Source organism: Pseudomonas mandelii, assembly GCF_900106065.1.
Lineage (GTDB): Bacteria > Pseudomonadota > Gammaproteobacteria > Pseudomonadales > Pseudomonadaceae > Aquipseudomonas > Aquipseudomonas mandelii.
In genome coordinates this window covers 1,533,477-1,548,129 of sequence record NZ_LT629796.1, presented here as the reverse complement: position 1 = coordinate 1,548,129, position 14,653 = coordinate 1,533,477, and the positions used below count along the sequence as shown (strand labels likewise).

Here is a 14,653-nt window from a genome sequence, read left to right as displayed (position 1 = left end):
GCCCTAAAGATCTTTCAGAATGTCGGCCATGTCATCCGCATGCTCTTCTTCCTGAGCCAGGATGTCTTCAAAGATGCGCCGGGTGGTCGGGTCTTTTTCGCCGATGTACTGAATGATCTCGCGGTAGCTGTCGATGGCAATCCGCTCGGCGACCAGGTCTTCGTAGACCATCTCTTTCAGTGAATTGCCCGCCACATATTGCGCGTGGGAGTTCCTCGACAGCAGGTCAGGGTTGAACTCCGGCTCACCGCCCAGTTGCACGATGCGCTCGGCCAGTCGGTCGGCGTGCTCGGCTTCCTGGGTTGCGTGCTCGAGGAATTCGTCGGCCGCGACGTTGGCTTTCAAGCCGCTGGCCATGAAGTAGTGGCGCTTGTAGCGCAACACGCAGACCAGTTCCGTGGCCAACGACTCGTTCAGCAGGCGCAATACTTCTTCACGGTCAGCGCTGTAGCTTTCGGTCACCGCGCCGTTCTCGACGTTCTTGCGGGCCCGTTCGCGAAGGGTGGTTACGTCAGACAAATGCATGTCACTCATCTCGTTCTCCTGGAGGCTAATCCGGTTTGCGTCACCTTCTGGGGAAGTGATCGCTACTTAAGGTGTGAGTGATGAGCGCGGCGAAAAGTTTTATGCCATTTGTCCATCGTAAAAAGCGCCCGAAATGGTCACGCCAACCCATGCCCGGACAGCAGCGCCTCCTCGCGCAGCCACGCAAAAAACGCCCGCACCGGCGGATGCCGTTCGCGTCCCGGCACACAGAGTGCGCTATAGCCGGCGCCATCGACCTGGACCTCGCCCCGGTAGGCGACCAGTAAACCGTTGGCCACGCTTTCCGACACCAGGATATTGCTCGCCAGCACCAGCCCCTGCCCGGCGATCGCGGCTTGCAGGGCGTAATGCTCTTCGTCGTATTCACGGACCGCCGGTTGGCCTGTCAGCCAACTTTCGCCGGACTGCGCGCACCAGGCCGCCCAGCCGTGGGCGTAGAGTTTGGAGTTGTGCCAGCGCACGCTGATCAGCGTGGGTGCCCGCTCGGCCGCCAGGGCCACCTGCCCGGGCGAGCCATAGACGCCGAACGATTCGTCGAACAGGCACAGCCCATAAAGGTTCGGGTAATCACCCAGGCTGTAGCGCACCACCAAATCGACGCTGGCGTCCTGATGCAGATCGATGACTTCGCAGTGGGTGTCCAGGCGCAGGTTGATGTTCGGATGGCGGGCGTAAAACCGACCCAGACGCGGCACCAGCCACAACGCCGCGAAGGCCGCCGTGGTGGAGATCGTCAGGCTCGCGCCGCTGCGTTGCGGGCGCAGGGTGTCGACGCTTTGCGCCACTTCCAGCAGCGCGCCGTGCAGGCTGCGGAACAACCGTTCGCCGCCGTCGGTGAGGCGCACCTGCCGTGGCAGCCGCTCGAACAGCGGCACGCCGAGCCAGTTCTCCAGCGAACGAATCTGGTGCGACACCGCTGTGGGCGTCACCGAAAGTTCTTCGGCGGCGGCCTTGAAACTCAGCAGGCGCGAGGCGGATTCGAAGGCGCGCAGGGCGGTGAGCGGCAACGAGGCAAACATTCAAATACTCCATGGATGAAATGGATTCATCCAGACTGATTTCTACTCAGTTGAAGAAGGGCGGCTGTGAGCTTCAATCTGCAAGCCACAGGCAGTTTAGCCCTTAAGGAGATTCAGATGAGCAAGATTCTTGCGATCCATGCCAGCCCCCGTGGCGAGCGTTCCCATTCCCGGCGTCTGGCGGAAGTGTTTCTTGGCGCTTGGCAAGCGCGACATCCTCAGTCGCAGCTGACTCGCCGGGAAATAGGTCGGGCATTGATACCGCCGGTTAACGAGGCCTTTGTGGCCGCGGCCTTTTACCCCGAGCCCCAAGCGCGTCCCTTGTCGATGCAGGCCGACCTGGCGTTCAGCGATGAGCTGGTCGGCGAGTTGCTCGGTCACGATTTGCTGGTGATTTCCACGCCGATGCACAACTTCAGCGTACCCAGCGGCCTCAAGGCCTGGATCGATCAGATTGTGCGGCTCGGGCTGACGTTCAATCACACCCTGGACAATGGCGTGGCGCAGTACGAGCCGTTGGTGCACGGCAAAAAAGCCCTGATCGTCACCAGTCGCGGCGGCTTCGGTTTCGGGCCGGGCGGCGAGCTGGAGGCGATGAACCATGCCGATCCGTTGCTGCGCACCGCGCTGGGGTTCATCGGCATCACCGACATCACCGTGGTGGCTGCCGAAGGCGAAGAGTCGGCTGAGCGCACGTTCGAGATTTCGCTGGCCGAAGCCGAGCAGCGTTTGCTGACGCTGGCCCGGGAGTTCTGATGGCCTGGCTGTTTCTGCTGATCGCCGCCGGGTTCGAAGTTACCTTCGCCATGGGCATGAAGTACGCCGAAGGCTTTACCCGGCTCTGGCCATCGCTGATCACGGTGGTGGCCGCCGTCGGCGGGATTTACTTCCTGACCCTGGCCATGCGCGAGTTGCCGGTAAGCATCGCCTACCCGATCTGGACCGCCATCGGTTCGCTGGGCACGGTGTTTCTCGGCTTTGCGCTGCTGGGTGAAAGCCTGACGGCGATCAAGCTGGTGTCGGTGGGGCTGATCGTGGCAGGCGTGGTGGGGCTGAAGTAGGGTGGATGTCATAGACTGGTCGTCGAGTTGTCATCTTGGGTGACGATGCTTGGCTGACGTCTTGCATCGCGCCTTGCTTCATCTCACCGATCACAAGGATGTCCGTCCATGTCGCAAGGTTCTGCCACGCGTTATCCGTTGGTGCTGGTCCCGGGAATGCTCGGGTTTATCCGTCTGGTGCTGTATCCGTACTGGTACGGAATCATTTCGGCGTTGCGCCGGGGTGGGGCGACGGTGTTTGCGGTGCAGGTCTCGCCGCTCAATTCCAGCGAGGTGCGCGGCGAGCAGTTGCTGGCGCGGATCGAGGAGATTATGCGGGAAACCGGGGCCGAGAAGGTCAACCTGATCGGCCACAGCCAAGGCTCGCTCACAGCCCGTTACGCGGCCGCCAAACGTCCGGATCGCGTGGCGTCCGTCACGTCGGTCGCAGGGCCGAATCATGGCTCGGAGCTGGCGGATTATCTGGAAAAGCATTACCCGGCCGACACGTTCAAAGGACGGGTTCTCAGCGTGTTGTTGCGCTGGATCGGCGCGTTGATGAGCCTGCTGGAAACCGGCTATCGCGGGCCGAAGTTGCCTGTGGATATCCCGGCTTCGCACCATTCGCTGACCACTCAAGGCGTGGCGCTGTTCAATCAGCGTTATCCACAGGGCCTGCCTGAAACCTGGGGCGGGCACGGGCCGGAAGAGGTCAACGGCGTGCGCTATTACTCCTGGTCCGGGACGTTGCAACCGGGCAAGACGGACCGCGGCGGTAACCGGTTCGACGGCACGAACCGCAGTTGCCGGCTGTTTGCCAGAACCTTTGTGCGCGAAACCGGGCATTGCGACGGGATGGTCGGGCGTTATAGCTCGCACTTGGGGACGGTGATTGGCGATGAGTATCCGATGGATCACTTCGACATCGTCAATCAGTCGCTGGGGCTGGTGGGGAAAGGGGCGGATCCGGTGCGGTTGTTTGTCGAGCATGCGGCCCGATTGAAAGCGGCTGGCGTGTAAACGTCAGTTGGACCGCGAAGGCGTCGGGTCAGGCAACGCTGACCTTACGGCCCAACACGGTAGTCCAGCGCTCCGAAAGCACCACCCCACCCAGCGTCAACACCCCACCCACCAGGTGATACATCGCCAACTGTTCATTCAGTACCACCGCCGCAATCAACGCCGTAATCAACGGCAGCAAATTGAAAAACAGCGTGGTCCGGCTCGGTCCCAGGCGCACCACGGCCTGCATCCACGCCAATGGCGCCAGCATCGAAGCCAGCAAACAGGCATAAAGCACCAGCGGAATATTCTGCAAGGTCAGTCCGACCTTCGGTGAAGCGACAAACAGCGGAAACAGCACCACCACCGCCACCAGCACCTGCAAATACAACAACACCAGTGGCGGCAAGCGCAGCTGCCATTTTTTCAGCAGCGTGCTGTAGATCGCGTAGGCCAGCGTGGCGATCAGCATCATCGCGTCGCCCAGGTTCACGCCGTGCTCAAGCAGTGCGCCGAGGCTGCCGGACGACACCACCACCAATACGCCGGCGAACGACAACACCGCGCCGGCCAATGCGCCCGCAGTCAGGCGCTGACCGAGGCTGACAATTGCCATGGCCAGCGACATCAAGGGCATCAGCGACAAGATGATCCCCATGTTGGTGGCTGTAGTCAGCGTTGCGGCGAAGTACGCCAGGCTCTGATAGACGGCCATGCCGAGCACGCCAAGGATGAAAATCTTGCCCAGGTTCGGGCGAATCTGGGGCCAATGCGCGATCACCGGTTTGAGCATGAACGGCGTGAACAGAATCCCGGCCAGCAGCCAGCGATAGAAGCCGATTTCCGCGGGGAAGATCGCGCCGACAGCCAGTTTGTTGATCACGGTGTTGCCGGCCCAAATGAAAATGGCCAGCAGGGGATAAGCGTATTGCATCAGAAAAACCATCAACGTTAGTGAGGAGCGATTATCCGCCTGTCTGGATGCAAGCCTATACTTCAATCCAGACAACCTGCCCTTGATGACGGACAGCATGACCAGTAAACACATCGACCTGCTCGATTTCGCAGAATTGCCGTCCCCGGTCTATTTCCGTTATGCCGACTTCGACACCCATGAATATGCCTCGACCCACCGTCACCCGTGGGGGACTCTCGAGTATTCGGCCAACGGTGTGTTGCACATGGAAATTGGCAGCAGCCGCTTCATGTCGCCGCCGCAATACGCGGTGTGGGTGCCGCCGCAGACCGAGCACAGTTTCTACAGCAATCAACCGATCAACTATCGCGCGGTCTGCCTGGCGCCGGTGTTGTGCACCGCGTTGCCACAACAAGCGTGCACGCTGGCAATCAGCGACATTCTCAAGGCGATCCTCAAGGACTTCGCCGCCCGCGACGTGAAAATTCCCGACCACGATGCGGACAAACGTCTGGCGCAGGTGTTGGTGGACCAGTTGCAACTGGCACCCATCCAGGAGTGTTATTTGCCTTACGCCAGCAGCTCGGGATTGCTCGTAATACTTGAAGCCCTGCAAGCCGAGCCCGGGGACAATCGGCCATTGGCGCACTGGGCCGCGCAGATCCATGTCAGCGAACGCACCTTGGCGCGGCAGTTTGTCCGTGAGCTGGGCATGAGTTTCGGCGAGTGGCGGCAACGCTTGCGTTTCCTCGCGGCGATCGAAGCGCTGGACAGTCAACGCAGCATTCAAAACATTGCCTTCGACATGGGTTACAGCACCGGTTCGGCATTTATTGCGATGTTTCAACGCCAGGCCGGGTGTACGCCTGAGCAATATCGTCGGCAACGAATTATCTGAGATAAATAAGTCAGTGGGTGTTAGAAGTTTTAAGTGGTGAAGTTTCTTACAGGCTAATCGGAATTGAACTTCATTTGATTGAGTGATTAACGTTGTACGCTAGTTGCATAAGCCGTTTCTGTTCAGCAAACTTATGCAGAGTATCAATGTGACCACTTCAATCCGGATCGATGAAATATCAGCAACCGCAATACAACAAAAAAGCAAACATCACGAACTTATAAAAAATGCTATCCCGGAATGGATACGCCAAACTTCACCCCACAGAATCAGCGCGTTAAAAACCGTGATAGCCCCACTTCCGGAATGGATTAGCACCGCTTCACCGATGCAGCTCGCAGCCCTGCAGCGCGCCTCGGAGGAAAGCTGGCGGGCTCAAAACGATGTCGACCAGATGCTGAGCGAGGCGCAAGATGTCTACGCCTTTGCTGAACCGCTGCTTCGTCAGGCGCTGAAAGATCAATACGGTGTAGACGTCGATGTAAAGGAAACTTTCTTGCAGTTGTTTTCTCCGCCCCATTTATCCCCTTGGGCCAACAATTTCAATAACGGCGTGGAATCGCGCATTGTTTCGTTGCTGGATGCGGCATTACATAACTTTTCGGATAAAGAAGTATTAACCTCTGATTCGCAGTTTATTACCCGGCCGGACAAATCGAATCGATTCGATATAACCGGTGTTCGTAACAACATGAGTGTCGACCAATTCAAGACACTTTGCCGCACTCTGGATATCGGCGCTCACTATAAAGCCCATCTTGAAGGCTATGTGCGCCCTGTCGATGGGCTGGCGCGTGGTGTGGTGCAGCAAACAGTCATAAAAAGCCAAAAGGCTGCGTTAAAAGCAGCCCTGTATCTGGCCAGCCTTAAAAATGACATCTCGGCCAGTGGCTACCTGGCCGTACAAAGCCTGCTCAAGGATATTAAAGCGTGGAAGATGGATGGCCTTCCCGTTCATTACTATCAGCTGAAAATTCTCGATGTCCAGTTGAGAGGCATCGTGCTGATCGCCCCTGATCTGCATATCCACGACAGCGCCGCCCGGCGAGTCATTGTCTATGTGCCACATGACCCGGAGCATCCACTGAAAGAGTACGCCTCGAAGGCCGAGTTCGCCCGTGAGCTCACTCGCCAATTGCGGGATGCCCCAAGGAATTCCACAAACAGTTATCAGCAGTTCTTCAGCCGTTTTGTCGACCATCAACAACGGGGGCGCTTCTTCTCGGCACTCAATGCCGCGCTGGTGGAAATAACCCAACACGACAAAATTCCGGGTGTCGATAAGCCGGTATGGCGCGAAACGCCCATCGAGAATCCGCGCCTGCACTTTGAGCACGTTCGGTTCGAGAACGACATCCATACCTTTTTTACGGGCGACCCTTGGCTTTATCTCTACCAGCAACAGCAAAACAAAATCCTGAACGATGCCCGGGAGATGGTCATCTCGACGCAAGATGCCGATCGTATGGAGCGTTGGGCGTGGTTCGACAACCTGGAAAAAATGCTTTCCGACGTCTTCAATGCCGCGTTAATGGTGGTGGGGCCTTTCATACCCTTTGTGGGCGAGGTAATGATGGGTTACATGGTTTATCAGTTGGTCAGCGAGGTCGTCGAAGGCATTGTGGATCTGGCTGAAGGTCTCTATCTGGAAGGGGCCGAGCACATCATTGGGTTTGTCGAAAGCCTGGTCCAGTTGGTGGCCTTCGCCGGCGGCATGAAAATCGGCAGTGAGGTGGTACTGCCCAAGTTGTCATCGTTCATCGAGTCGACAACACCGGTCACGCTGGCCAACGGCGCCAAACGCCTGTGGAGCCGCGACCTTGAGCCCTATCAAAAACAAAACCTGACCCTGACTGCGGATTCAAAGCCTGATGAAACCTGGCTGCACCGGCACGAGGGCAAGCCGATTCTCAAACTGGACACCCGGCACTTCGAACTGACGAAAGATCCACAGAACGGTAAACACAGGGTTAAACATCCGACCCGCTCCGACGCCTATCAACCCGTGGTGGAGAGCAACGGCGAAGGTGCCTTCGTGATTGAAGGCGAGCAACCCCATAGGTGGGATGACTCGACCTTGATGGCGCGACTCGGCCCGGACATGGGTGAGCTGGCCGACGCCTACGGCGACATCCGCACGGTCAGCCAGACCGATGCCAGCGCGATCCGCCAAATGTATGCCGACAATGAGCGGCCATCGCCGTTGCTCAGCGATACCGTGACCCGGTTTCGTATCGACCGTGACATTCAGACCTTCATCGAGCAGATGGGCAGCGAGCGTGCGCAAGATTACTCAAGCGCCGATCCCGAGATGCAATTTCAGCTGCTCGATGGTCTGTGGCCCGGCAATGCGATTGAGCTGGTAGACGCCAGGGGCGAAGTGCTTCGGGTCATCGGTCGCGCGGGCGGGCCGGGTGTCCAGATAAACAGCAATCGTCTGGCTGACGTCGATCTGCTCAAGACGCTGTTATCGCACCTGGATGAAGCACAACTGAACACCTTGTTGGACGTCGAGTTTCATATCACGCCCAGCACGCTGGAGCTGAACGCCAAAAATCTGCGGGCCGAGTTGGCGAAACGGGCCAGGAGCAAGCGCACGTCGCTGTTCGATGCACGTTATCGTCGTGTCGAAGCTGCCACGAGTGACAGCGCAAAAACGATCCAGGCCCAAGTGCCGGGCCTGCCTGGCACTGTCGCCCGCGAGTTGCTGTCCATCGCCACGCCCTCCGAAGTCCAGGCGATTGAGCGCGGGCAGTTGCCCGCAAGGCTGGAAAACCTCGCGCGTTGGGCGCTGCGAGACGTGCGCATGAGCCGTGCTTATGAAGGTTTTTACCTCGACTCGGTCGACAGTCCCGACATGGACCGGCTGGCGTTGCACTCCCTTGAGCATCTTCGCGGCTGGAATCCCGATGTGCGCATTGAGGTCCGACGGTTCGAGTACGACGGAACCCTGCTCGACAGTATCGGCCAGGACGACGCAGGGATTCGCCGTACGCTCGTCGAGCTTCATGACTCGACATTCGTCGCTTATGACGAAGACGCAAATGCCCTGCATTCGGGCATGGATCTGTTTTCCGCTATTTTGCAGGCGTTGCCGGACGCCGAGCGTAACGCGCTGAACATCTATATCGGCCAGGGGGCCAAACTGAAGCTGGCCCTGCGCGACAACGCATTGCAGCCCTATCAGTTGCTGAAGGTGCTGGACGGTCTGCCGGTTCTTGACCCGCTCACTTACGATCCTCAATTGATGCGCCTGCGTGGTGGCTCGCCGGGCGCGGGCGGCGAACGTGCAGTCCTGGAAGACATCGGCGGCCAATACAGCGACCTGGTCACGGTAGCGTTCCATCCTTCTGTTTCGGCATTCAAGCGATTCGATTATCTGCGCGGCCTGAAACTGATTCACGACAGCCTTCCACAGGATTATCTTTTCGACCTTTTCGAGGCGCTGAACGCAGCCAATGCGACCGGAGAGGCCGGGCCAGGCCTGCGGATCGTCCAAAGTATCGAGGCGTTGCCTGATCTGCAGAAGCTGATGCTGCCAGAGCAGTTCAACGCGTTGACCGGGCGCCTGTTTACCAAAGAGGGCCTGGTGCCGCTCACGGAACTGGAACGAAACCTGGGGTTGAATGCGCGCAATCTGGAACAGACCGGGCGGGCCAATGCCTACCAGGCGCTGCTACATTCAGTCCGGGAGAACGGTGTAACGCCAAGTCCGGAGCTGGCTGATTTAAGCAGCTATGGGGAGTGGTTTTCCCAGGCCGTGGTCGAGACCGAAGGGCCGGTTCAGGTATCGCCTCAAACCATGGCCAATTTGAAAATGGCGCAGGACGCGATCTATCGAGCCAAGGAGCTCCTGCCGTTATCGGGGAATCAGTTGCCAAGCATGTGGGAAAACGGCGGTTCGGCGATTGCCAAAATCAAAGGCCTGCGAGGGATGGACCTTGAGGAGGGCGGATTCTCCGCAAAACTGACCACCGCTGAGGCCGCTCGCAAAGCCATTGATATCAAGGGCGGGAATTGTTCGGAGAACTCGAAGGTTACGTTTTCGATTCTCGCCAGCCAGCCCCGGACGTCCAGCATTCACATTGTCAGGGCCACCCGTTTTGATCATCAATATGTAGTGATAGGAGATGATCTGAGCAATCTCGATGCTCTGGTCGTCGCTGACTCGTGGCCGGAATTTCCCGCAGCGCACTTGGCCAGCAATGCACACTTCAATTTCGAAATGCCGCCGGTGACCACACTGACCCCCGGGCCGGCCGTGGTCGAGTACGCCTTTATCAATGAAGCCGCGCCAGGGCCGGCGGTATTGCCTGCGGTTTCCGAGGCGAACACGTTCCGGCAGATAAAAATCAACAAGCTCTATGAGGAGGGTGCGGCATATGCCCAATGGACGTCGTTGCGTGAGCTTGGACAGACTTATGCGGTCGAGGGGGGCACGCCGGTCTTGTTCGAGCGGATGCCCGCGTCGGTCATTGATAACCGGGTTGATGCTTATCAGCGATACCGGGAAGCCTTTAAAGATCTTCTGGAATCGGAGGTTGATTGAGGGCCATCGGTTGCGGCGGTGGATGAATGTGTAACAGGGGTTGTCTACACTCCAGATTGAGGCCGCGCCCCTCGGTGCGGCAACAAGGAGAAAACTCCATGATGATGTTGCGTGTCCCTTTGTTGATGATCGGTTTGCTGCTTAGTGCCCAGGGCTTCGCCGCCACTGAGCAACAGAACAAGATGACCACCTGCAACGCTGACGCTACCGCGAAAGGCCTCAAGGGCGACGAGCGCAAAGCCTTCATGAGCACCTGCCTCAAGGCGGCGCCGGCCGCCAATGACGCCAAGACCTTGACCCCTCAGCAAGAGAAAATGAAAACCTGCAACGCCGATGCGGCGACCAAAGCGCTTAAGGGTGATGAGCGCAAAGCATTCATGAGTGATTGCCTGAAGAAAAAATAAATAACTGAGTCATAACGGGCGGCAGATTGTGATGGCTGTGAGGGCCCCTTTGCGAGCAAGCCCGCTCCCACAATGGAACTGTGTTCGCAGGACTGATGTGGGAGCGAGCCTGCTCGCGAAGGGGCCAGCATGGCCGCTATAAAAAATCGCCCACGCCCCACTAAGGTCGCCCTACACAATCCCTAGTGCTGGCCTGCGAACGCTGGCAGACTGCCAATCCTTTTACGTCGTTCGTTTTGAGGCTGTATGCCAACGTTTTCTCAACGCCACGTTTTGCTGCTGATCAGTTGGGTCATCATCTTTGGTGGTTTGCTGCTGGTGATCCCGCTGCGACTGCTGCCTAGCCTGCTGGCCGGGTTGCTGGTGTTCGAACTGGTCAACATGCTCACCCCGCAGTTGCAGCGGCTGATCGAAGGTCGACGCGCGCGCTGGCTGGCGGTGGCGTTGCTGGGGACGTTAGTGGTCAGCGTGTTGACCCTGATTTTTGCCGGCGCCATCAGCTTTTTGCTGCACGAGGCGGAAAACCCGGGCGCATCGCTCGACAAATTCATGCACGTGGTTGACCGCGCGCGCGGGCAGCTGCCGCCGTTCATCGACGCCTATCTTCCGGCCAGTGCCGCGGAGTTTCGCGTGGCCATCGGCGAGTGGATGAGCAAGCACCTGAGCGACTTGCAACTGGTCGGCAAGGACGCGGCGCACATGTTTGTGACGCTGCTGATCGGCATGGTGCTCGGGGCGATCATCGCCTTGCAGCGCATACCGGACGTGACCAAGCGTAAGCCGCTGGCTGCCGCGTTGTTCGACCGCCTGCACCTGCTGGTCCAGGCGTTTCGCAACATCGTCTTCGCCCAGATCAAGATTTCCCTGCTCAACACCTTCTTCACCGGGATCTTCCTGGCGGTGATCCTGCCGATGTTCGGCGTCCAGCTGCCGCTGACCAAAACCCTGATCGTGCTGACCTTCCTGCTCGGTCTGTTACCGGTGATCGGCAACCTGATGTCGAACACGCTGATCACCATCGTCGGCTTGTCGCTGTCGATCTGGGTCGCCATGGCGGCGCTGGGTTATCTGATTTTTATCCACAAGCTCGAATACTTCCTCAACGCGCGCATTGTCGGCGGGCAGATCAGTGCCAAGTCGTGGGAGTTGCTGCTGGCAATGCTGGTGTTCGAGGCCGCGTTCGGCCTGCCGGGGGTGGTGGCGGGGCCGATTTATTACGCGTACCTGAAGAGCGAGTTGAAGCAGGTGGGAATGGTGTAACCACCCCATGATCGTTCCCACGCTCTGTGGTGGGAACGATCACTTCCTCGGGTTGCGAATCAGTCCATCGTGCCGTAACGCTTCATCGCCTCGATCGCCAACCCGCTGCCGATGCTGCCGAAGATGTTCCCTTCCACATGCCGCGCATTCGGCAACATCGCCGACACGCTTTGGCGCAGCGCCGGAATGCCGCTCGAACCGCCCGTGAAGAACACCGTGTCGACCTGATCGACCCGCACGTTGGCGTCGTTCAGCAGTTGGGTCACGCTGTTGCGCACGCGCTCCAGCAGGTTGTCGATGGCCGACTCGAACAGTGCGCGACTCAGCTCAACGCTCAAGCCCGGCTCGATGCGGTCCAGCGGCACATGGCGGCTGTCGGCGTGGGTCAGCTGGATCTTGGTTTCTTCTACTTCCATGGCCAGCCAGTGTCCGGCGCGCTGGTCGATCAGCTTGAACAGGCGATCGATACCGCCGGTGTCTTCGATGTCGTAGCGCATGCTGCCCAGGGCCAGGGTCGACTTCTGCGAGTACACCGAGTTGATGGTGTGCCAGGTCGCCAGGTTCATGTGGTGGCTGGTGGGCATGTAGGCGCCGCTCTTCATGCGGCTGCCGTAGCCGAACAACGGCATCAGGCCTTGCAGGCTCAACTGCTTGTCGAAGTCGGTCCCGCCGATGTGCACGCCGCCGGTGGCGAGGATGTCGTCGTGACGGTTGTCGTGGGTGCGGCGCTCCGGGGACAGGCGCACCAGCGAGAAGTCGGAGGTACCACCGCCGATGTCGACGATCAGCACCAGCTCTTCCTTTTCGATGGTCGACTCGTAGTCGAATGCCGCCGCAATCGGTTCGTACTGGAACGACACATCCTTGAAGCCGATGGCGCGCGCCACGTCCACCAGGGTGTTCTCGGCTTCTTGGTCGGCCATTTCGTCGTCATCGACGAAGAACACCGGGCGGCCCAGCACCACTTCCTCGAATTCCCGACCGGCGGCCGTCTCGGCGCGCTTCTTCAACTGGCCGATAAACAGCCCGAGCAGGTCCTTGAACGGCATCGCCGTGCCGAGGACGCTGGTGTCGTGCTTGATCAGCTTGGAGCCCAGCAGGCTCTTGAGCGAGCGCATCAGCCGGCCTTCGTAGCCTTCCAGGTACTCGTGCAGCGCCAGCCGACCGTACACCGGGCGGCGTTCTTCCATGTTGAAGAACACCACCGACGGCAGGGTGATCTTGTCGTCCTCCAGCGCGATCAGCGTTTCCATGCCGGGGCGCAGCCAGCCGACGGTGGAGTTGGACGTGCCGAAGTCGATACCACAGGCACGGGCTGGAGATGCGTTTTTCATGACTTTCAGGTTCCGGTTAAAAAACGGCCGCGCAGTGTATGTCAGTGCGGCGCAGATTCGAAGGCCGACTATCCGCTAAATACACCAATGGCGCCTTGATAAGATGGCCGGATGCCCCAAACTTGTCTGCATTGAGCCTGGCAGCCATCGGACGGTCGCAAGAACCGCCCACTGCTGCCGATAAACTTCTGACGCGCTACCCGGTCACAAACTTGAGATCGGTCAACCCGGCGCCTGGAAATACGCGCAGACTACGGTGACGGCGCGATATCGATAACGGATGGTGATCCTTAGATGGACTTCAAAGACTATTACAAGATTCTCGGTGTGGAACCGACCGCGGACGATAAGACGATCAAGGCGGCTTATCGGAAACTGGCGCGCAAATACCACCCCGATGTCAGCAAGGAAAAGGACGCCGAGGCCAAGTTCAAGGACGCCTCGGAAGCTTATGAAGCGCTGAAAAGTGCCGACAAGCGCGCCGAATATGACGACTTGCGCAAATACGGCCAGCACGGCCAACCGTTCCAGGGGCCGCCGGGTTGGCAGGGCCGTGGCGGCGGTGGGTTCGGCGGTGGTCAGGACACGGGCGATTTTTCGGACTTCTTCAGTTCGATCTTCGGCAACCGTGGTCCGGGTTTTGGTGGTGGACAGTCGGGCCGCAGTGCCGGGCGCCGAGGGCAAGACGTGGAAATGGAACTACCGATTTTTCTGGAAGAAAGCCTGTCGAACGAGTCGAAGAAGGTCTCCTTCCAGGTGCCGCAGTACAACGCGGCCGGCCAGCACGTCAGCAACACCAGCAAAAGCCTGAACGTGAAAATCCCGGCCGGTGTGACCGACGGCGAGCGCATCCGCCTCAAGGGCCAAGGGGCGCCGGGCATCGGTGGCGGGGCCAACGGCGATCTGTTCCTGATCATTCGCTTTGCGCCGCACCCAAAATTCGACGTTGAAGGCGAGAACCTGATCATTACCTTGCCGCTGGCGCCCTGGGAGTTGGCGCTGGGTACCGAAGTCGCCGTGCCTACACTGACCGGCAAGATCAACCTCAAGGTCCCGGCCGGCAGCCAGAACGGCCAGCGCATGCGCGCCAAGGGGCACGGTCTGCTGAACAAGGCGGGCGAGCGTGGCTACCTGTTCGTGCAATTGAAGGCCGTGATGCCCAAGACTTCGAGCGACGAGGTCAAGGCGCTGTGGGAAGAACTGGCGAAAAAAGCCGCTTTCGACCCGAGAGAAAATTTCTGATCCAAGAGACGGAGTAGCCCATCATGAGCAACCCCCTGATCGTTCAACTGGACATGGCAGAATTCTGTGAGGCGACCGAGCTGTCGGACGTCTACGTGATCGAAATCGTCGAGCACGGCATCCTCGAACCTCAGGGCAAGCAGCCCAAGGATTGGGTTTTCAACGATTACGAGCTGGCTCTGGCCAAGCGCGCCGCCAAGCTGCGGCGCGATCTGGAGCTGGAGTGGGAAGGCGTCGCCCTGGCGCTGGACCTGCTTGAAGAGGTCCAGCAGCTGCGGGCGGAGAATCGCATGCTCAAGCAGCGGTTGGGGCGGTTGGTCGTCGAGTAGTGTTCTGCTGGTTTTGTGTCGTTTGACACGGCCCCTTCGCGAGCAGGCTCGCTCCCACATTGGATCGGGTTCTTCCAGAAGGAATACGGTCAACAGTGGGAGCGAGCCTGCTGG

13 protein-coding genes are annotated in these 14,653 nt (G+C 59.1%); 9 read left to right on the top strand and 4 right to left on the bottom strand.

The features are described 5' to 3' along the window. Positions 1 to 3: 3 nt before the first annotated feature. Together BLU63_RS07030 and BLU63_RS07025 are read right to left on the bottom strand one after the other, a co-directional pair. Positions 4 to 534 (bottom strand): ferritin-like domain-containing protein, encoded by a 531-nt coding sequence (locus BLU63_RS07030; protein ID WP_077748942.1) that lies wholly within the window; start codon positions 532 to 534, stop codon positions 4 to 6. 128 nt (positions 535 to 662) lie between these two features. Next, positions 663 to 1,565 carry a LysR substrate-binding domain-containing protein gene (locus BLU63_RS07025; RefSeq protein ID WP_083375166.1) on the bottom strand — a complete coding sequence of 301 codons (903 nt, stop codon included), beginning with the start codon at positions 1,563 to 1,565 and terminating at the stop codon, positions 663 to 665. 117 nt (positions 1,566 to 1,682) lie between these two features. On the opposite strand from BLU63_RS07025, the gene BLU63_RS07020 reads away from it, so the two are divergent. From BLU63_RS07020 to BLU63_RS07010, 3 genes are all read left to right on the top strand, one after another. Next, positions 1,683 to 2,321: an FMN-dependent NADH-azoreductase gene (locus tag BLU63_RS07020; protein ID WP_010464126.1), complete on the top strand. Its 639-nt coding sequence runs from the start codon at positions 1,683 to 1,685 to the stop codon at positions 2,319 to 2,321. Next, on the top strand, positions 2,321 to 2,626 hold the full coding sequence (locus BLU63_RS07015) for a DMT family transporter (RefSeq protein ID WP_007947555.1): 306 nt from the start codon (positions 2,321 to 2,323) through the stop codon (positions 2,624 to 2,626). Before BLU63_RS07020 ends, BLU63_RS07015 begins: the two co-directional genes overlap by 1 nt. Positions 2,627 to 2,734: 108 nt before the next feature. Then, positions 2,735 to 3,625, top strand: coding sequence for an esterase/lipase family protein (locus BLU63_RS07010; RefSeq protein WP_083375165.1), 891 nt, complete (start codon positions 2,735 to 2,737; stop codon positions 3,623 to 3,625). Between the two features lie 28 nt (positions 3,626 to 3,653). On the opposite strand, the gene BLU63_RS07005 is transcribed toward BLU63_RS07010, so the two are convergent. Beyond that, positions 3,654 to 4,541, bottom strand: a complete 888-nt coding sequence (locus tag BLU63_RS07005) for a DMT family transporter (RefSeq protein WP_083377248.1) — start codon at positions 4,539 to 4,541, stop codon at positions 3,654 to 3,656. 97 nt (positions 4,542 to 4,638) lie between these two features. Here BLU63_RS07005 and BLU63_RS07000 point away from each other — a divergent pair, with 97 nt between their 5' ends. The 4 genes from BLU63_RS07000 to BLU63_RS06985 all read left to right on the top strand — a co-directional run bounded on the left by BLU63_RS07000 (position 4,639) and on the right by BLU63_RS06985 (position 11,634). After that, entirely contained in the window at positions 4,639 to 5,421 is a 783-nt protein-coding gene (locus BLU63_RS07000; protein WP_172962163.1) for an AraC family transcriptional regulator, read from the top strand. Positions 5,422 to 5,569: 148 nt separating this feature from the next. Continuing rightward, positions 5,570 to 9,970, top strand: a complete 4,401-nt coding sequence (locus tag BLU63_RS06995) for a dermonecrotic toxin domain-containing protein (RefSeq protein ID WP_231990945.1) — start codon at positions 5,570 to 5,572, stop codon at positions 9,968 to 9,970. Positions 9,971 to 10,068: 98 nt separating this feature from the next. Beyond that, positions 10,069 to 10,374: a PsiF family protein gene (locus tag BLU63_RS06990; protein WP_010464113.1), complete on the top strand. Its 306-nt coding sequence runs from the start codon at positions 10,069 to 10,071 to the stop codon at positions 10,372 to 10,374. 246 nt (positions 10,375 to 10,620) lie between these two features. Next, on the top strand, positions 10,621 to 11,634 hold the full coding sequence (locus BLU63_RS06985) for an AI-2E family transporter (protein WP_010464112.1): 1,014 nt from the start codon (positions 10,621 to 10,623) through the stop codon (positions 11,632 to 11,634). 59 nt (positions 11,635 to 11,693) lie between these two features. Here the strand turns inward: BLU63_RS06985 and BLU63_RS06980 are convergent, their stop codons facing one another. Then, the gene (locus BLU63_RS06980; protein ID WP_077748947.1) at positions 11,694 to 12,968 is read right to left on the bottom strand and encodes an Hsp70 family protein; all 1,275 of its coding nucleotides are present in this window, start codon (positions 12,966 to 12,968) and stop codon (positions 11,694 to 11,696) included. Between the two features lie 294 nt (positions 12,969 to 13,262). On the opposite strand from BLU63_RS06980, the gene BLU63_RS06975 reads away from it, so the two are divergent. Further along, on the top strand, positions 13,263 to 14,210 hold the full coding sequence (locus tag BLU63_RS06975) for a DnaJ C-terminal domain-containing protein (RefSeq protein WP_010464109.1): 948 nt from the start codon (positions 13,263 to 13,265) through the stop codon (positions 14,208 to 14,210). A 23-nt stretch (positions 14,211 to 14,233) separates the two neighbouring features. Then, complete coding sequence (locus BLU63_RS06970; RefSeq protein WP_077748948.1) at positions 14,234 to 14,539, top strand: chaperone modulator CbpM; 306 nt, start codon at positions 14,234 to 14,236, stop codon at positions 14,537 to 14,539. Positions 14,540 to 14,653: the final 114 nt, after the last annotated feature.